The 19,069-nt window shown below is 32.9% G+C and carries 18 protein-coding genes; 12 read left to right on the forward strand and 6 right to left on the reverse strand.

Annotated elements, in window-relative coordinates:
• Nucleotides 1-14 precede the first annotated feature (14 nt).
• Both NLJ00_RS01190 and NLJ00_RS01195 read right to left on the reverse strand, forming a co-directional pair.
• On the reverse strand, nt 15-3,227 hold the full coding sequence (locus NLJ00_RS01190) for a SusC/RagA family TonB-linked outer membrane protein (RefSeq protein ID WP_256635992.1): 3,213 nt from the start codon (nt 3,225-3,227) through the stop codon (nt 15-17).
• Nucleotides 3,228-3,852: 625 nt separating this feature from the next.
• The gene (locus tag NLJ00_RS01195) at nt 3,853-5,019 is read right to left on the reverse strand and encodes an MFS transporter (RefSeq protein ID WP_256635993.1); all 1,167 of its coding nucleotides are present in this window, start codon (nt 5,017-5,019) and stop codon (nt 3,853-3,855) included.
• 103 nt (nt 5,020-5,122) lie between these two features.
• Here NLJ00_RS01195 and NLJ00_RS01200 point away from each other — a divergent pair, with 103 nt between their 5' ends.
• From NLJ00_RS01200 to NLJ00_RS01225, 6 genes are all read left to right on the forward strand, one after another.
• A complete protein-coding gene (locus NLJ00_RS01200; protein ID WP_256635994.1) occupies nt 5,123-5,956 on the forward strand; it encodes an AraC family transcriptional regulator in 834 nt (277 codons plus the stop codon).
• A 70-nt stretch (nt 5,957-6,026) separates the two neighbouring features.
• Complete coding sequence (locus NLJ00_RS01205) at nt 6,027-6,410, forward strand: hypothetical protein (RefSeq protein ID WP_256635995.1); 384 nt, start codon at nt 6,027-6,029, stop codon at nt 6,408-6,410.
• Between the two features lie 163 nt (nt 6,411-6,573).
• Nucleotides 6,574-7,104: a DUF3347 domain-containing protein gene (locus NLJ00_RS01210; protein WP_256635996.1), complete on the forward strand. Its 531-nt coding sequence runs from the start codon at nt 6,574-6,576 to the stop codon at nt 7,102-7,104.
• 2 nt (nt 7,105-7,106) lie between these two features.
• Nucleotides 7,107-7,667 carry a helix-turn-helix domain-containing protein gene (locus NLJ00_RS01215; protein ID WP_256635997.1) on the forward strand — a complete coding sequence of 187 codons (561 nt, stop codon included), beginning with the start codon at nt 7,107-7,109 and terminating at the stop codon, nt 7,665-7,667.
• 381 nt (nt 7,668-8,048) lie between these two features.
• Nucleotides 8,049-8,549, forward strand: a complete 501-nt coding sequence (locus NLJ00_RS01220; RefSeq protein WP_256635283.1) for an IS110 family transposase — start codon at nt 8,049-8,051, stop codon at nt 8,547-8,549.
• Nucleotides 8,509-9,018 carry an IS110 family transposase gene (locus tag NLJ00_RS01225; protein WP_256635282.1) on the forward strand — a complete coding sequence of 170 codons (510 nt, stop codon included), beginning with the start codon at nt 8,509-8,511 and terminating at the stop codon, nt 9,016-9,018. The genes NLJ00_RS01220 and NLJ00_RS01225 overlap by 41 nt, the downstream gene beginning before the upstream one ends.
• 74 nt (nt 9,019-9,092) lie before the next feature.
• On the opposite strand, the gene NLJ00_RS01230 is transcribed toward NLJ00_RS01225, so the two are convergent.
• Together NLJ00_RS01230 and NLJ00_RS01235 are read right to left on the reverse strand one after the other, a co-directional pair.
• On the reverse strand, nt 9,093-9,374 hold the full coding sequence (locus NLJ00_RS01230) for a Txe/YoeB family addiction module toxin (protein WP_332022863.1): 282 nt from the start codon (nt 9,372-9,374) through the stop codon (nt 9,093-9,095).
• A complete protein-coding gene (locus NLJ00_RS01235) occupies nt 9,371-9,580 on the reverse strand; it encodes a DUF2683 family protein (RefSeq protein ID WP_256635998.1) in 210 nt (69 codons plus the stop codon). The genes NLJ00_RS01230 and NLJ00_RS01235 overlap by 4 nt, the downstream gene beginning before the upstream one ends.
• A 251-nt stretch (nt 9,581-9,831) precedes the next feature.
• On the opposite strand from NLJ00_RS01235, the gene NLJ00_RS01240 reads away from it, so the two are divergent.
• Together NLJ00_RS01240 and NLJ00_RS01245 are read left to right on the forward strand one after the other, a co-directional pair.
• Nucleotides 9,832-10,545 carry a heavy-metal-associated domain-containing protein gene (locus tag NLJ00_RS01240; protein ID WP_256635999.1) on the forward strand — a complete coding sequence of 238 codons (714 nt, stop codon included), beginning with the start codon at nt 9,832-9,834 and terminating at the stop codon, nt 10,543-10,545.
• 119 nt (nt 10,546-10,664) lie between these two features.
• Nucleotides 10,665-10,820, forward strand: coding sequence for a hypothetical protein (locus tag NLJ00_RS01245; protein ID WP_165590691.1), 156 nt, complete (start codon nt 10,665-10,667; stop codon nt 10,818-10,820).
• A 239-nt stretch (nt 10,821-11,059) separates the two neighbouring features.
• Here the strand turns inward: NLJ00_RS01245 and NLJ00_RS01250 are convergent, their stop codons facing one another.
• Both NLJ00_RS01250 and NLJ00_RS01255 read right to left on the reverse strand, forming a co-directional pair.
• Complete coding sequence (locus NLJ00_RS01250; RefSeq protein ID WP_256636000.1) at nt 11,060-14,455, reverse strand: polysaccharide deacetylase family protein; 3,396 nt, start codon at nt 14,453-14,455, stop codon at nt 11,060-11,062.
• A gap of 447 nt (nt 14,456-14,902) precedes the next feature.
• Entirely contained in the window at nt 14,903-15,355 is a 453-nt protein-coding gene (locus NLJ00_RS01255; RefSeq protein WP_180860058.1) for a DUF4442 domain-containing protein, read from the reverse strand.
• 251 nt (nt 15,356-15,606) lie between these two features.
• On the opposite strand from NLJ00_RS01255, the gene NLJ00_RS01260 reads away from it, so the two are divergent.
• The 4 genes from NLJ00_RS01260 to NLJ00_RS01275 all read left to right on the forward strand — a co-directional run bounded on the left by NLJ00_RS01260 (nt 15,607) and on the right by NLJ00_RS01275 (nt 19,010).
• The gene (locus NLJ00_RS01260) at nt 15,607-16,065 is read left to right on the forward strand and encodes a DUF4870 domain-containing protein (protein WP_256636001.1); all 459 of its coding nucleotides are present in this window, start codon (nt 15,607-15,609) and stop codon (nt 16,063-16,065) included.
• Nucleotides 16,066-16,187: 122 nt separating this feature from the next.
• Entirely contained in the window at nt 16,188-16,520 is a 333-nt protein-coding gene (locus tag NLJ00_RS01265) for a PadR family transcriptional regulator (protein ID WP_017498072.1), read from the forward strand.
• Between the two features lie 3 nt (nt 16,521-16,523).
• Nucleotides 16,524-18,269: a PspC domain-containing protein gene (locus NLJ00_RS01270; RefSeq protein WP_256636002.1), complete on the forward strand. Its 1,746-nt coding sequence runs from the start codon at nt 16,524-16,526 to the stop codon at nt 18,267-18,269.
• 3 nt (nt 18,270-18,272) lie between these two features.
• On the forward strand, nt 18,273-19,010 hold the full coding sequence (locus NLJ00_RS01275) for a head GIN domain-containing protein (protein WP_256636003.1): 738 nt from the start codon (nt 18,273-18,275) through the stop codon (nt 19,008-19,010).
• Nucleotides 19,011-19,069 lie beyond the last annotated feature (59 nt).

Consider the following 19,069-nt stretch of genomic DNA (forward strand, 5'->3'; position numbering starts at 1 on the left):
AAAGTTTTACTGAATTAAAAATTAAGGTTTAAACCAAATATCAACTGTCTGCTTCTTGGATAAGCTGAATAATCAACCCCAGGAGTCAACGGTGTATTTCTTCTTGTTGAAGCTTCAGGATCTTGTCCGGTATATTTAGTCCAGACAAATACGTTACTGGCAGTTAAGTAAAATCTTAACTTAGAAACGCCTAAAGCAGAAGTTAAATTATTTGGTGTAGTATAACCTAAACTCAAAGTATTAAGTCTTAAAAAAGACCCGTCTTCAACAGCCCAGTCACTAAAAACATAACGCGGCATATAAGGTGACCACATTGTAGTATTTGCATTTAAAGCCCCCAGCGCCGCAGGATCTGTTACTAGCTGTCCCGTTGCAGGATCAAAGTTTGTCCATCTTGTTCCGTCAGCCATTTCAGTATTTAAATTTCTATATTGTCCATTTGGAATTGAAGTAGAAAATTCAATTTTGTTGGCATTATAAACATCATTCCCAATGCTGTAGTTAAATGCTGCAGAAAGATCAAATCCATATGCATTCGCATTCAATACAAAACCTCCTGTCGTTTTTGGATTTGCATTTCCAATCACCGTAAGATCATTTGCATCTATTTTATTATCACCATTAATATCTTTCAATTTCATTGCACCCGGTTTCATAGGCCCAACAATTGTAGTACCATCTGGTACTCCGGTTTTTAAAGTGTAAGCTCCTGCGTTATAATTGAAATCAGATACTTCGTAACGTCCGTCACTTTTATATCCGTACATCACACCTATTGACTGGCCTACATTTACTAAATAATCATTTCCAATCGCAGTAGAAGCCCATCCGGAACTTGCACCAAAGTTGCTCATTACACCAAGTGAGTTGATTTTATTGGTGTTAAATCCGGCATTAAACGATAAGCTTACGCCGAATTTCTCTCTTTCGATTAGGTTAAGATTTAAAGTAGCTTCAACTCCGCTGTTTTGAACTTCACCCATGTTTCTGTATTGGAAATCATATCCTCCTGAAATTGGGAAATTGATCAATAAATCTTTTGTAACGTTTTTATACACCTCAACAGAACCTGTAACACGGTTTTTAAACAAATCGAAATCTAAACCTAAGTTTTGCGTCACCGTAGTTTCCCATTTTAAATCCGGGTTTGCCATTGTTTTAGAAGGCGCCCAGTAATTATCAACACCATTAATCCAAGTAGATGTTGTAGAGGTAAAACTCTGAACCATTTGTCCTGTTGGGATATTGTTATTTCCTGCTTCACCATAACTTACTCTAAGTTTAAGCAAATTGATCCATGAAGCATTTTTCATAAATTCTTCTCCCGAAATTTTCCACGCAGCCGCAGCCGCCGGGAAAAATCCCCATTTATTATCGCCTAAAAATTTACTTGAACCGTCCGCACGATACGTTGCTGTAAAAAGGTAACGATCTTTATACTCGTAATTTACACGACCAAAGAATGAAAGTAATTTATCATCTGGAAAATAGAAATTATCCACTGAAACCGGTGTTCCCTGAGTCGTTAATTTTTTTGCCTGATCTAAACCAAAAGTCAATGGATAACCATGAATGGCAGTATTTACATCGTTTCTTTTGTATTCAATAGACTCCTCACCAAAAAGTACTTTTAAACTATGATTTTCTCCAACGAATTTTTTCAAATCATAGTTCAGCGTATTAGCATTTCTAAAACGAGTATCTTTTCTGTCTCCCATTATCATAGCAGGCATACCTTGTCTTTCTGCCGCCGGATTATTTTTTACATAATAAGTAGAACGTCCAAAATAACGATAGTCTAAATAATTGTAATTATCCCAGCCTAATTCTGTTTTAAACACTAAATCTGAAGTAAGTTTCCATGAAAAACTTCCCAGCATATTAAAGTTTTTTCTAAACTGCTGGCGGTCAGTGTCAGCAATAGCCACAAAAGGATGCGTTAAATTATCCGAAACCGCTTCATCAGTATCATCAGTTGTTAAACCCGGAACCGGAATTGGAGCATATCCCACAATATTTTTTAAACGAGAATCTGCCGATGAAACTTCATTTTGCTCGTTCATTCCACCACCATTAATTTCTGTATCTGAATAACGAACTGTAAAACTCAAATCAACTTTATCAGAAGCTTTACTGTTTAAAGCCAGCGACAAGTTATTTCTATTAAAATCTGATCCGTCCATGATTGCTTTTTCATCATAATGAGCATAATTGAAATTATAGTTCATTTTATCTGAACCGCCGCGAATAGATAAGTCACGGCTTTGAACTTCACCTGTACGCCCAAAAACCTGTCTTTGCCAGTCATTACCTTTCATGCCTTTATACATGTCATAATCATTCCATGAACCAAAATATTTCTCATAAGAATTTAAATTAGCACTATCCTTAAGCAAAGCATACTCATACTGCCATTTCACATAATCTTCCGGAGCTGTAACATCAATAGTATTGGCTAGTTTTTTCATACCGTAAAACATATTATAGTTTACGGAGATTTTACCATCTTTACCTTTCTTAGTCGTTACAATAACAACTCCATACGCTCCTCTTGAACCATAAATTGCGGTGGACGATGCATCTTTTAATATGGTCATCGTATCAATATCCGAAGAAGAAATGTCATTAATATTATTTACCGGAAATCCGTCCACAATGTATAACGGTGAAGCATCCTGCGTTAAAGAACCGTTTCCACGAATTCTAATCTGAACGTTTGAATCCGGTGAACCTTCCGAAGAAGTTACCTGAACTCCCGCTATACGTCCCGTTAAGGCTTCTGCTACGTTAGGAACAGGAATTTTACGCATTTCATTTCCGGAAAATGTCGCCACTGCACCCGTTAAATCAGATTTTTTTGAAGTTCCATACCCAATTACAACAACTTCGTTTAGGTTATTTGAATCTTCAGACATAGTTGCATTTACTTTGGCTTTTCCTTCTGTAGGTATTTCAATAGTTTTAAATCCTATAAATGAAAAGCTTAAAACCGCTTTTGGATTGGTTAATTTTAATTTATAGTGGCCGTCAAAATCTGTAGAAGTCCCGTTCTTCGTTCCTTTCTCCAGTACATTAACCCCTGGCAAAGAAAGTCCGGCTGCATCCTTAACGGTTCCTTCTATTGTCACTGTCTGAGCATTCGCTCGATTGCTCAACAGCAAGCACAATAAAAAAACAAATGCAAAGCAATGATTTGCTCCCTTGTTTAATAAATCTTTAAAATTCATGGTTGTTTGTTTAAGTTAGTAAATTGTTTAAAAGTGGTTTTTGTGGTTTCTTTTTTTGTTTGCAAGTCCAGTCTCTGCTATTAATAACAAAGCATATGTCTATACTATTTTGGAATTTTAATCATTCAGTTTTTGTAAGAATCGAAACTTCCATTAACAATGCCTGAAAAAGTTGTAATCGATTACACAAACATAGATATTTTTTTAATATAAAAAATTAAAATTCATAAAAATTTCATAAATAGAATTATATATCAAAAATAAAACAGCTTTTTTATACGACTTCTGTAATTTTACCGATATATAAATATTAAATATATTATCGTAATTTGATAATTTGTTACGATTTTATCTAAAAAAACAATCGATTACAAGCTTACAATTTAATAAATTTTTAAGTGTATTTTTAACATTTAAAATTGCTGAAAAAATCAAATAAAATTTTTAACTGATGTCATTTTTAACAAGTTTTCTTTCAAAAAAGAAACCTACAACTCGTTTTTAAACTTCTACTACAGTTTTTAAACAAGCACTCAAAACCCTAAACAAATCCTAAAATATTTTTTGGCCATAAAAAAACCCTTAGAAATAATCTAAGGGTTTGATATTTATATAAATATAAAATTTATGCGCTTTGAAGCTTCAAGTCGTTCTTGCGCATTTTAATTAATGTCACTGTGATAAGCATTCCAACAATCGACATTCCAACTCCTATAAGATTTGGAGATTCGTAGCTGTATCCGGCTGTTAAAGGTAATCCGCCAAGGAAAGCTCCAAGAGCGTTTCCGATATTAAAACTTCCCTGCAAAGAAGCCGAAGCAATCATCTCTGCACCTTTTGCAGTTCGTATCATCAACATTTGAATTGGCGCAATAACGGAGAAAGAAATAGCTCCCGTTAAGAATGTCAAAAACAATGAAATATATTGATTTGATGAGAAAAAATAAACCAAAATCAAATCGATTGACATGATAAACAACAAGGCTAAAGTGGTTGGCGCAGGTGAATATTTATCTGCCAGTTTTCCTCCGGCAAAATTTCCAACAACCATTCCAAGTCCGGCAAGAATTAAAATATATGAAACATCACCTTCGCCAAATTTCGAAACGTTAATCAATAAAGGAGCGATATAACTAATCCAGGCAAATAATCCCCCAAAACCAATGGCAGTAATTCCTATAATTAGCCAAGCTTCGGTTCTTTTGAAAAATTCTAATTGTTTTTTCATATTTACTGTTTCACCCTTATCCAGCTTTGGCATCCATAAAGAAATAAGCAAAAAGGTTAACAGACCCACAACGGCAATTAATACAAAAGTATAACGCCAGATAAAATTATGGCCAATGTAAGTTCCGATTGGGACACCAATTAAATTAGCCAGGGTTAAACCCGAAAACATAATTGCAATCGCCTGTGCTTCTTTTCCTTTGTCGGCTAAACGGCTTGCAACTACCGCACCCACTCCAAAAAACGCTCCATGCGGTAATCCCGATAAAAATCGCGAAGCAAATAAAAAATTATAAGAAGGTGCAATAATCGAAAGCGCGTTAAAAACCGTTAACATCAAAGCTAAAATTAAAAGCATTTTTTTAGGTGGAAAATTTCTTCCAAGTATTACTAATAAAGGAGCGCCAATAACGACTCCAAGTGCATAAGCAGAAATTAAATATCCGGCAACGGGAATACTAACTTTCATATCTGAAGCGATATCAGGAAGAAGACCCATCATTACAAATTCGGTTATACCGATTGTTAAGCCTCCAAAAGAGAGTGCAATAAGACTTTTTTTCATTTTGATTGGATGAGAAAGGGAAAGACTTTCTACGTTGCAAATTTAACACCATTAAGCAAGAAAAAAGTTGTACATTTACAACATAAACTTGTAATAATAAAACATGCCGAAATTAAATCAATTTGAAACTCTTGTCATTCATGAGTTTGAAGATGAAAAATTTCATCTTCCGCCGCATACACATACCTATTACGAAATCATCTATATAAAGAAAGGAAGCGGCGTTCATCACCTCAACAATAATCTTCTTCCGTACAAATCCGGAGATTTATTTGTGATTTCGCCAGAAGACGAACATTATTTTGATATTAAAAAATCAACACGCTTTGTTTATATCAAATTCACCGACAATTACTTTAACTCTAAACAAAATTTAACCTGCGATGAATTCTTAATTCACACTCCTGAAAATTTTATGCGGGATAAATTATTAAAGGAAACCGTTTTAAAATTAGACGATCCGTGCAAAACGATTCTTAAAAATACAATCGAAAATATTACGGCTTATAATTGTAAAACCGATGTTTCGACTTCACCAATTATCTTTTATCAGATTCTTTCGATTTTTGGCGTAATCAAAGAAACTATAAAATGTATGAATCTGCGAATGGAATCGACGCATATCGATAACGAACAAATTGCGACTTATATTCATCAGAATATTTATAACCCGAAATTGGTTCAGATAAAAGTCATCGCCAGTCATTTTAATATTGCCGAAACTTATTTTAGTGCTTATTTTAAAAGGACTTTTTCTATCAGTTATCGTGATTATATCAATAACCTGCGAACGACTTTAATCGAAAAACGGATTCATAACGACAAACTTTCTATAAAACAAATTGCTTATGAATTTGGTTTTACTGATGAAAGCCATCTTTCGAATTATTTTAAAAAGAAGAAAAACATGAAGCCGACTGATTTTAAGAAAACATAAAATTTGAAATCTTAAATAAGTAACGGCTCTTAAAAAAATTATCTAAATTTGTAATTCCAAAGCATTTTCATTGAAGAAAAAAGTTCACATATTATTTTTCCTTTTAACTTTTGGCTTCTTTTTGATGTCCAATTCAGGTTATGCGTGTGGAAAATCTTCTGAGAAAACTTCATGCGAAAAGAAAGCTGTTTCTAAAAAAGAGAATTCCCATTCTTGTCAGGAAGATTGCTGCAAAAAAGGTCATGATTCTAAAGATCAGCACGGCTGCAGCGGAAAATGTGATCATTCTAGCTGTACAACTACTGCTTTACAATTTAGTTTAATTACTACAAACGAATTTGAATTCGAAAATAATCTCTTTAATTTTTCTTCGGAGAAATCTGTTTCTTACTATAAAACCGCCAGTATTTCTGATGGTTTCACCTCTATTTGGTTAATTCCTAAAATAAAGTAATTCTATTTCTGACAGCCATAATAGTGTTTTGCCGCTAAGGCACAAAGGCTCGAAGAAAAAACATTAAACTTTGCTCCCGATAGCTATCGGGATTGCGAGATTAAAAACATCCTAAATTATTTAACTTAGAGAAAATTACATTCTCTATCAAAATTCACACACAATGAAAAACACGATATCAACTATAGCAGCAATAATTACCTTATTATTTTCTGCAAATACGATTCAGGCAAACACAATAAAAACAACAGAAACAGGAATTGAAATTACTGATTCAAGTCAGCTGCAATCTGTTTATGATGCTTATTTTACTGTAAAAGATGCGCTGATTAAAAGTGATGCAAAAGCAACTTCGGCGAAAGCCAAAGATTTATTAAATGCGATTACCGCCATAAAAATGGAAAAATTAAAAACTGACGAACATACAGCCTGGATGAAAGTGGTAAAAAAATTAACTGCCGATGCCAAAAGTATTTCGACTACAACAGATTTAAAAAAGCAGCGCGAGACTTTTAAATCACTTTCAAAAAATACGTATACTTTAATTAAAGTTTCAAAATCGACTGATGTTGTTTACAAACAATATTGCCCTATGGCAGACGCAGATTGGTTAAGCAAAGAAAAAGCAGTTAAGAATCCGTATTACGGTTCTTCGATGTTAACTTGCGGAAACGTGGTAGAAACCATCAAATAAATATGACGCTCTACATCAAAAACATGGTGTGTGCCCGCTGTAAAATGGTTGTGAAGTCTGAGTTTGAAAAACTCGGACTTCAGACTATTTCTGTCGAATTAGGCGAAGTAGAACTTCAAGATGAAATCAACGATTCTCAAAAAGAAGTTTTGCTTAAAAACCTGCAGACTTTAGGTTTTGATTTATTGGATGATAAAAAAACCAAAACCATCGAGAAAATTAAAAATCTTATTGTCGATTTGGTTCATCATAAAAACAACGAACTCAAAATCAATTTATCTGATTATTTAGTCGAAAACATCAATCAGGATTATAATTCGTTAAGTAACCTTTTCTCTGAAATTGAAAATACTACAATTGAAAAGTATTTTATCAGCCAGAAAATAGAAAAGGTAAAAGAGTTATTGATTTACAATGAACTTTCTTTAAGTGAAATCGCTGATCTTTTAAATTACAGTAACGTAGCGCATTTAAGCAATCAGTTTAAGAAAATTACGGGTTTCACACCTACTTATTTCAAACAGCTGAAAGATAAGAAACGCATTCAGATCGAGAATTTGTAAAAGAGTCTATTTCTCGCAAAGTCGCAAAAGCGCAAAGTTTTTTTTAAGTTAACAATTAAGCATCTAGTTTGTCATTTCGAGGAACGAGAAATCGCACTCGTAAATTGACAAAGATTGACGCTTTTAGGAATGGAGTTTCTAGTGCGATTTCTCGTTCCTCCTTTAGATTTGTTTTTTGAATTTTTAAGTAAATTTATGATTGAGAAAGGAAGCAAAAGTAAACTATTCGTTCCTCTGAGTTTGTGACTCATATCTTGATTAAGACTTTAGCTTCCTTTTCATCAAAGACTCAGATAGAAATTTGGGCTAGTGACCCGTTATTAAGGAGTTGAGCTTATGATGAATTTCTCAAATCATTTGTTGAATCGTAAAAGCAAAGTTATGAAAAACATTATTATTGGCATTGATATCAGCAGCAAGACTTTAGATATTTGTGTAAAAGAAGAATCATTAAATTACTATTCTATTGAGAATAACGTTCCGGCTATAAAGCGCTTTTTTAAAAAATATTCAGATGAGAATGTAATTTTAGCAATGGAAAATACAGGCAGATACAATTGGAATCTTTTTGAAGTATTGGAAAAATTCAACTTTAAAGTTTATGTAATATCGGCTCTGCATATCAAGAAAAGTATAGGTCTTGTCAGAGGTAAAAATGATAAAATTGATGCCCTGCGAATTTGTAGTTTTATTGAGAAGAATTATCAAGAAAATAGAGAATGGAAACCAAGTTCGTGCTCCATTAAAAAAATAAAAATACTATTGACCGAAAGAGCTTTAAGAATAAAAATCAAAAAGCAGCTTATGGTTCAGCAGCATGATTACAAATTAATGAAAGGCATTGGACAAAGAGCTAAAAAGTCTAAATGTAAAACTCATTAAAAATATTGAGGGACAAATTAAGGTTATTGAAAATGATATTGAAGAAGTAATCCATAATGATGAAAACCTAAGCTGTCAGCAGAAACTGATAAAATCTGTTCCTGGAGTAGGTCAGATTTTATCATGGACATTAATATCAAAAACAGAAGGTTTTACAGTGATAACTGATCCTAGAAAAATGGCATGTTACAGCGGAGTTGTACCTTTCGATTTTCAATCCGGAACCTCATTAAAAAGAAGACCTGGAGTGTCAATGCTTGCCGATAAAAACCTGAAAACTATTCTACATCTGGCAGCAATGAGTGCAATTAGATTAGATAATGATCTGAGAAGATATTACATTAGAAAAATTGATGAAGGAAAAAATAAAATGAGTGTTTTAAATGCTGTGAGAAACAAAATAATACATCGAGTTTTTGCAGTAATAAAAAACCAAACCTTTTATGAAAAAGATTTGGTTTTATCATAGAAATCGAAATGACAAAAATGACGAATTACTTTGTCTTAAAAAAAAAACGTGCTAAAATTTATTAGCACGTTTTTTTATTTATCTGAATAATGTCCCATTGCCGAAATCACAACAACCGTTACAATTTCTTCCTCAACACTATATATAAGTCTGTCTTTTTTATTTATTTCTCTCGACCAAAATCCTGAAAACTGATGTTTTAGCGCTTCTGGTTTCCCAACCCCTTCAAATGGAGTTTCGCTAAGCTCTTCAAGAATTTTTGCAATTTTTTTTATGCTAGATTGATTACCTGATTTTAAATGCTTTGCTATATCGTTTTTTGCTTCTTGAATTACTTCAACCCTAAACTTCCCTATACATCATTCGGATCAACCGTTATTGTTTTAGATTTTCCACTTTTATAATCTGCATAACGCTTTTCTATCATAGCAACAAATTCAGGATTATAAGGACTTTCATTCTCTTCTATTTTCACTCCTTTATTTGTAACAGCTAACAACTTCGCAAGCTCAAGCAATGTTTTGCCAGCTTTTGTTTTTTCATTTATAGTTATAGTTGTCATAATCTTAATTTTATTATTACAAAGGTACAAAAAAATTTAACCGCAAAGGTTTACGCAAGTTTAACAAAGTTTTTTAGGAAAGGCTTTGCGAACTTTGCGTTTTTACAAACCCCAGCATATCAAAAAAACCTTAGCGCTCTTTGCGTTAAAAAAAAACTTTTAGTAAATCTTACAAATCATTCTCAAAATTATACAAACCCTTGTAAATCTTACTTCGGAAATTTGCATTGTAATATATAATAAATAAAACAATGACCCACACATATCAACTAAACGGAATGACTTGTACAAGCTGCGAAGACAAAGTAAAAAAAGCGCTTCAGCTTGTAGATAACGTAACCGATGTTACCGTTTCTAAAGATAACAACACCGCAACAATATCGATGAACAAGCACATTGCGCTGGCCGAATTGCAAAACGCATTAGAAAGTAAATACGAGATCAAAGCTGTCAATCATAATGAAAACACCGAAGAAGTAAAATCATGGTTTGCTACTTATAAACCTATTTTATTGATTTTTTTCTACATCAGTTTAGTTACTTTATTAATACAATATACCAATCATCATTTTGACTATATGCAAGCCATGCCACACTTTATGGCAGGATTTTTTCTGGTTTTTTCGTTTTTTAAATTATTAAATCTAAAAGGTTTTGCCGAAAGTTATATGATGTATGATGTTCTGGCAAAAAAAATTCCGGCCTGGGGATATGTCTATGCTTTTATTGAACTTGGTTTGGGAATTTCATATTTGTTAAATTTCAATCCCTTATTGACTAATGCCATTACCTTTATCGTCATGACCATTAGTATCGTTGGTGTTTTGCAATCGGTATTAAATAAAAAGAAAATTCAGTGTGCTTGTTTAGGTGCTGTTTTCAATTTACCAATGAGTACCGTAACGATTATAGAAGATGGTTTGATGATTCTAATGAGTTTAATTATGCTGATTACCATGCTGTAATTAAAATCATTTTTTCATATTAACTTATCGTTGACAAATTCCAAAACTAAATCGTATTATATTTGAACCATCATCTTCAATCAAAAAACGAAAATTATTAACAATTAAATTTACAAAAAATGCAAAAATTATTTACCGTTTTAACCATCGCGTTATTTACAATTGGATTACAAGCTCAGGATACAACGCCTGCTAAGAAAGAAAAAGCTAAAAAAGAATCTTGCTGCAAAAAAACAGATGCAAAAAAAGACAAAAAATGCTGCGCTAAGAAATAATCGCAACATGTATTAATTGAAAAGGCCTCAAATATTTGAGGCCTTTTTGTATGTTTTTTTTGCCACGAATTACACGAATTTTCACGAATTATTTTTTTATAAAATGCTTTAGCATTTTAATTTTAACTTTAAAAATTTGTGGAAATTCGTGTAATTCGTGGCGAAAACTCGTCCAACTTTGTCAAAGTTCTTCCCAAAGAAATCTTTTTAATCCTTTTAATCTGTGGCAAAAAACAAAACTATTTCACTGTTGCAACATTTCCTGTTCTGGTGAGAACTCCCCAGCTTTGGCTTTCTCCTTTTATGGCTCTTCTTAATGCTCTAAATAAAATCACATACATCAATTGTCGGTACACAAATCGCTGCGGAATCAACCATATTAATTTGGTCAGTTTTTCTTTTTCGAAAATAAACGCAATAACACTAACCAGCATATCTACCACCATAAAAGCAATATAATAAATCAATATTTTATGAAGACTGTCAGGATCATTGAAATTCCAGATTAAACTTAAAATAAGAATTAAATCTGCCAAAGGCGCAAAGATTGGTAAAACGATTTGAAAAAGAAGAATATTGGGCAAAGCAACCATTCCTAATCCTTTATACCTTGGATTAAAGCACGCATCTCTGTTTTTAAAAAACGCCTGCATAATACCATAACTCCAGCGGAAACGCTGTTTCATAAATTCTTTCAAACTTTCCGGAGCTTCTGTTATGGCAACTGCTTCAATACAATTTATAATGCGGTAATTGTTTCTTAAAATACGAATCGTCAAATCGCAATCTTCAGCAAGTGTATCGGTTGTAAATCCTCCTGCTTTTTCAATTGCTTCTTTCTTAAAGGCACCAATTGCTCCTGGAACAACCGTAATTCCGTTAATTAAATCAAAAGCCCTGCGGTCAAAATTTTGTGCGGTCGTGTATTCAATACTCTGCCATTTGGTAAGCATTGTATTTTCGTTTCCGACTTTTACATTTCCGGCAATCGCACCAATTTCTTCATTGTTTTTTAATTGAATCCTAAAGCCTTTCATTAATTGCGAAATGGCATCTGTTTTTAACTGCGTATCGGCATCAATGCAAACCACATACTCATTTTGGGTTAATTTAATTCCGTAATTTAAGGCAGATGCTTTTCCTCCGTTTGGTTTGGTATTGATTTTCACTTTTGGATTATTGCCAAAAGCTTCATTTATCATGGCAAAAGTTTTGTCTTTAGATCCATCATCTACAAAAACGATATCAAAATCAGGATAATCCTGGCCTAATAAATTTTCGATTGTTTTTACCGCATTTATTTCTTCATTATAAGCCGGAACAATAATACTCACTTTTGGGACAACTCCGTTTAAAGGTTTATAAACCGGCGGGTATTTGTGATCTTTCCATTTTTTTATGAAAGCCATAATTGCCATTAATGCGATTCGGAAAAACCCCAGAAAAATGGCCACCCAAAATGTAGCCGTAATAAAATTTCCGAACCAATATCCGAAATCAAAAATAAAATTATCGACTGAAATAAACGGCCCTTTTGCTTCTGGCATAATCTCATCTTTGGTTTTACCAAGCAAGTGAGCAACGGTTGTAAACTGAATATGTCTGTCTTTAAAATATTTAATAATTCGAGGCAGGGCTATAACTGTAGCTTCTCTGTTTCCTCCGGCATCGTGAAGCAGAATAATTCCTTTATCGGGATTTGCTTCATATTGTTGTATGGTTCTAATGTAAACAGAATCGGCACTTACGCCTTTTTCCCAATCATTTGGATCGATACTTTCACCAACGGTATAATAATTTTGCGCTTTGCTTAATGCAATTGGTTTCAGTTCGGCTTCTGTTGTGGGCTCGGCATCTGCATTATAAGGCGCTCTAAAAAGAACTGTACTTTTTCCGGTAACGGCTTCGATTAATAATCGGGTCGTTTCCATTTCTTTGGCTGCGCGTTCCGGACTTACCAAAGCAATATTTGGATGCGTAAAAGTATGATTGCCTATTTCATGGCCTTCTTTATAAATTCTTTGCAGCAACGGAATATTATTTTCTCCCTGAATACCAATCACAAAAAATACTGCGGGTACTTTTTCTTTTTTTAAAATATCTAAAATCTGCGGTGTATAGGCCGGATCCGGTCCGTCATCAAAAGTTAAAATAACTTGTTTGTTTACATTTCCAAATTTGCTGATGACGTATTTTGTTGGTAATTCTACATATTTCTGTTCTGTAATAATGTCTTCGTCATTATTGATTTCTAATTCTATTTTTCCCGCTGCAGGAGCTGCAATCACATTTAATATTTCGCCGTCTCCAATATAAGCAGGACTTTCAATTCGGGTATCGACACGTTTCATTACATTAAAATCGAAAGGCTTTTTATTGATGCTTTCGTCTGTTAAGCTGCGCTGATAAAAACTCCACAAACGTTGATCTTCACTTCCTAAACGCCACAAAGCTGTTCCTCCCAAACCATATTCGTCACTAAACCTTATGGTATTAAAATTAGTGGCGGCATCTTCAAAATTAACGACGTGTTTTTTACCATTACTATCTGTATAATTAAAAGAGTTACTATAGCTGTTATTATCAAATTTTATCGTGGCATTATGCTGCTTTGCAATGGCAATTGCCTGATCGTATGTTATGGTTTCTCCTTCTTGTTTTTCCTGCCAGTCGTAACCATAACCGGCAAAACAAAGAATAATTTTCTCTGACGGAATTTCCTGCGCCGTTTTGTCTACGATGCGTTCTATCCATTTCTGACTGCTTACATCTCCCGGAACACTGCCGGCATAATGTTCATCATAAGCCATCAAAAACATATAATCATTGTATTTTGCCAATGCTTTTACATTAAAATCATCGTCTGATGCCATGATGTCCTGCGAAACAAGATATCCAAGCGGATGCAATTTTTCATATAAAGCTTTTTGAAAAGCAATTATAGGTTCATCGCTATTTTCTGTAAACTCTTCAAAATCGATATTTATTCCTTGTAAATCATATTTTTTTAATGCCTTTACAATATCATTAATTAGTCTTTCTCTTTTATTTTTATCATGAAGAATGCGATGAATAAGATCGCCGTCAAATTCACCTTCACCTAAAGATTCATTGATATTGTTGATTAACGGAAGGATTTTTACCTTTCCTTTTTTCATTACTTTCAATGCTGCTGTATCAATTTCTGTTCGCAGTAAATCGGTTTTTGGGTCAATAAAAAACCATTCGGGAACTACCATATTGAGTTTGTCAATATTTTTTTGGAGTGAAAATAAACTCTGTGGATCCCAGTCTACATAAAAAGCTGACCGAATTTCTTCAGTTGTTTTAGGTACAACAGGTTGTTTTCGTAATTTTTCTATTTTCTTTTTTTCTCTTAAGAAATAATCAAACCCTTTAAACTTTTTGAGTTCTTTATCACTTAAGTCTTTTGGTGTAATAGGATTTTCTAAACTATGTCCAGCTCGGCTATTGTTGGCCAAAAGCGGCAATGGCGGTTTTAATCCTCTTTTTAAAGTGATAAAGAAAATGGGAACCATTAAAATAAGAAGAAACAAAATAAGCCTGCTTGACCATTGAAATGTTTTCCAGCGTTTTTGGGTAACCGTCTGAAATATTTGTTTTTTATCATCCATATACTTTACTTTTTTAGATAAATGCTATTAAAAGATAAATCAAAACATAATTTGTAAATCCTGAAGATTTAGACAACTTGATAAAATTCTGTTTTACTTTTATGAAATATTTATCTTACAAATGTAGTTTAATTTAGATACAAAACTAGTGTTGATAAATGAAGATAAAATTAGCAGACTAAATATTTCCGGAAGCAGAAACTATAGAATAAAATTACGAAAGAAAAGGTTCAAAAAAACAACGAAACACAACAAAACTTACTGATTAGCAAATAAATACAAAAAAAGACCTCAATTGCTTGAGGTCTTTCTATATGTTTGTTTTTGCCACAGATTAAAAGGATTAAAAAGATTTCAGTTTCATGAACTTTGACAAAGTTTTAAACTTTGTCAAAGTTTATGTATAGAAAAAATCAGTGTTAATCCTTTTAATCTGTGGCAAAAGATTTATTTCAATCTAACGCTCCATTCAAAATCCATTTCAGAAACCTGAACGCCTTCTTCATTAGTTCCTATAGATTTCATCCAAAAGGTTTGTCCCTCGCCTGTTGCGATTGTCTGCTGAATGGCTTCGGCAATTAAATGTCCGTCGTTGCATACAAAAGTTATTCTTCCGGTTGCTTTTTTGGTGAAGTTCCCTTTATTATTAGCGACAAGCATTGAGATTTTTTTACCGCTTTGCTGAATTTGTGAAATAACCAAAGCGCCTGTTGTTAACTCAGCAGCCATTGCCTGAACAGCGAAATACATTGAATTAAAAGGGTTTTGATTTATCCAGCGGTGTTTTACACTTACTACACATCTGTCTTTATCGATTGCTTTTACACGTACGCCGCAAAAGTATGCCGACGGTAATTTGAATAATACAAATTTGTTAAGTTTAGATACAGATATTGCCATTTGATATATTTTTTATGTAAAAATACAAAAAAACTATGCACGCACAATAAATTGATATTACTTTCTAAAACCATCAGTAAAATCAATACTTAACAATGATTTTCAATTATTTATGATTCAAAAACTTATTTTGTATTTGTTAATATTTTGTTAATATTTGGTACTATGCAAAACAAGATACTGTCTTTTAGATATATATTTGCATAAGAAATTACTATATGCTTTTAATCATTCAATCAAAACCACTCATCATGGAAAAATCATCAGAAAAGAATACTTCGGCATTCGCACATTTAAGTACATTAAGTCAATACATTATTCCGTTTGGAAATTATATTTTTCCAATCATCATTTGGTCAAGTTATAAAGACAAATCGGAGTTTGTAGATCATCACGGAAAACAAGCTTTGAACTTTCAGTTAAGTTTATTGCTTTACACGTTAATCTTAGCTTTAATCGCAATTCCGGTTTTTGTTACGGTTTTTTTACAGAACCTTCCAATCGAAGCTGTTTTTAATGACAATGAAGATTTCTACATCAGAAATTTCAATTTTGAAGGAAACATTGGCCTTTTAAGTATTGGAGCTACGGCAGTAGTACTTTTTGGACTTTTAAAATTTGTTGAATTCTTTTTAGTGATTTATGCTTCTATAAAAGCTTCAAACGGAGAATTATACAAATATCCGCTTACGATTTCTTTTATAAAGTAACACTTCGACTTCGCTCAGTGTGACAAAAGATTAAAGGTTATAGCACAAAAACAATCAATCATCAATCAATTATCATCAATCAAAAAACGAATTGTTCAATCTAAAAAAAACAAAATGAAATTATGAACATTGAAAACACAAAAGCACAGATGCGCAAAGGTGTTCTTGAGTTTTGCATCTTATCTGTTCTAAAAGAAAAAGACGCATATACATCTGAAATATTAGACACTTTAAAAAACGCAAAATTACTAGTTGTTGAGGGAACAGTTTATCCGCTTTTAACTAGATTGAAAAACGACGGTTTACTAAATTATCGATGGGAAGAATCGACATCTGGACCACCTAGAAAATATTACGGATTAACCGAAATAGGGCAAACATTTTTAAACGAACTTAGCGGTACCTGGACTGAATTGTCTGACGCCGTAAAACTAATCACCAATCAAAATCAATAAGTCATGAACAAAACAGTAAATATTAACTTAGGCGGTATGTTTTTTCACATCGATGAAGATGCATATTTAAAATTGACACGCTATTTTGACGCTATAAAAAGATCACTTAACAACTCGTCTGGACAGGATGAAATTATTAAAGATATCGAAATGCGTGTTTCTGAATTATTAACAGAAAAACAAAAAAGCGAGAAACATGTTGTTGGACTGAAAGACGTTGACGAAGTGATTGCGGTGATGGGACAACCAGAAGACTATATCATTGACGAGGAAGAAAAATCAAATCAGTCTTTTAATAATTATAGTGGAAGAAGTCACAAAAAATTATACCGTGACAAAGAAAATGGTATGATTGGCGGTGTTGCAACTGGTTTGGCTCACTATTTTGGAATTGACGCTGTATGGATCAAAATCGTATTCTTAATCTTTGTTTTTGCAGGTTTTGGAACTGGAATTTTAGCTTATTTCGTTCTTTGGATTGTAACGCCTGAGGCTGTTACAACTTCTGAAAAGCTAGAAATGACAGGTGAACCGGTTACGATTTCGAACATTGAAAAAAAAGTTCGTGAAGAGATAGATTCATTATCTGATAAATTTAAAAATGCAGATTATGATAAAATGGGAAACCAGGTAAAGTCGGGAGCTGAGAGAATAAGTAGTTCATTTGGAGACTTTATCATCACGGTTTTTAAAATCTTCGCTAAGTTTTTAGGAGTAGTTTTAATCATGTCTGGTATTACAGTTTTAATCATGTTGTTGATTGGTGTATTTACTTTAGGAACTAATGCTTTTGTTGAATTTCCTTGGCAAAACTTTATAGAAGCCGGAAACTTTACAGAATATCCTATTTGGTCTTTTGGTTTATTAATGCTTTTTGTATTTGGGATTCCGTTTTTCTTCTTAACATTATTAGGATTTAAATTGTTGTCTCCAAACTTAAAATCAATTGGTAACATTACAAAATATACTTTATTAGCTGTATGGATTATCGCTCTTGCAATCGCAATTAGTTTTGGAATTAAACAGGCTACAGAAATCTCTCGCGACAATAAAGTGGTAGAAAAGAAAATAATTGCCATTACTCCAAAAGATACTTTGTATGTAAAATTTAGATACAATGACTATTATGCAAAAGATTTATATCGTCACGGAGATTTTCAATTTGTACAGGATTCAGCCGGAAATGATTTAATTTATTCAACAGATGTACGTTTACATGTTTTACGTACTGATGAAGCTTCTCCTTATATTCAGATAGAAAAAAGCGCCAGAGGAAATTCATTAACTAACGCTAAAAAAAGAGCAGAAAAAATCAATTTTAAATACCAGGTTAATGGAAATCGTTTAATTTTGGATAATTATTTTCTGACAGATGTTAAAAACAAATTCAGAGGCCAGGAAGTAGACGTGTTCTTATATTTACCAGAAGGTCAATTATTTAAACCAGATGCATCAATACAGGAATATGATGATACTGATGATAATTTCTTTAACTTACACTTTAGCGGGAATTACAACTATAAAGTAGAAGGTTCAAAAATTAAATGTTTGAACTGTCCTGCAGATGAAATGGACGATGAAGATCATGACGGAGATTATAATGAAGATTACAACGAAGAAAATCATATTGAAAAAGATACTGTAAACGAAGTTTCTATTAAAGTAAATGGTAAAGAAATTTTAAACGGTAAAAAAACTAACGGAAAGCTAACCACTGATAAAAACGGAGTTATAATTAAAATTAACTAAGCCATGATAAAAATAATCATTCATATTACGAAATTTGTTATTGCCACAATTACCGCTTTATTGTTTGCTTCATGCAATAACTTAAACCTGAACACAATTGAAGGCAGCGGGAATGTAACCACTGAAAAAAGAATTGTTCAGGGAGATTTTAAAAACATCGAAGTAAGCAATGCAATAGATTTAGTTATTCAGCAATCTGATTCGGTAGACATTACTGTTGAAGCTGATGATAATCTACAGAAAGAAATCATTACAAAAGTTGAAAACGGAACTTTGATCATTGAATGCAAATTCTCTTCTTTCCGTAATGTAACTCAGAAAAAAGTAACAGTAAAAATGCCTCATGTTAACAGAGTTGAGGCATCGAGCGCTGCGAGTGTGTTAAGTAAAAATACACTTCAGGGAGAAAACATAGAGTTAGAAACTTCAAGTGCAGCGTCAATGCATGTAGATGTAGAGTCTGATAATATTTCTTGTAATTCAAGCAGCGGAAGCTCAATTGGCATTAAAGGAAAAGCATTAAAAGTACAGACTTCAGCGTCAAGCGGATCTTCAATCGAAGCTGGAAAATTATTAGCAAATGATGTTGATGCCGATGTTTCGAGCGGAGCAGTAATAAACGTTCATCCTATTTTAAAATTAAAAGCACAAGCGAGCAGCGGCGGAAACATTAACTATAACAATGTTCCTAAGACTATCGAGAAAACAGCAAGTTCTGGAGGAAGCGTTAGTCAAAGCTAACATTTTTAAACTGTTAAATATAAAAGAAATCATTCATCTAAAGTGGATGATTTTTTTAT

Source organism: Flavobacterium panici (assembly GCF_024499525.1).
Lineage (GTDB): Bacteria > Bacteroidota > Bacteroidia > Flavobacteriales > Flavobacteriaceae > Flavobacterium > Flavobacterium panici.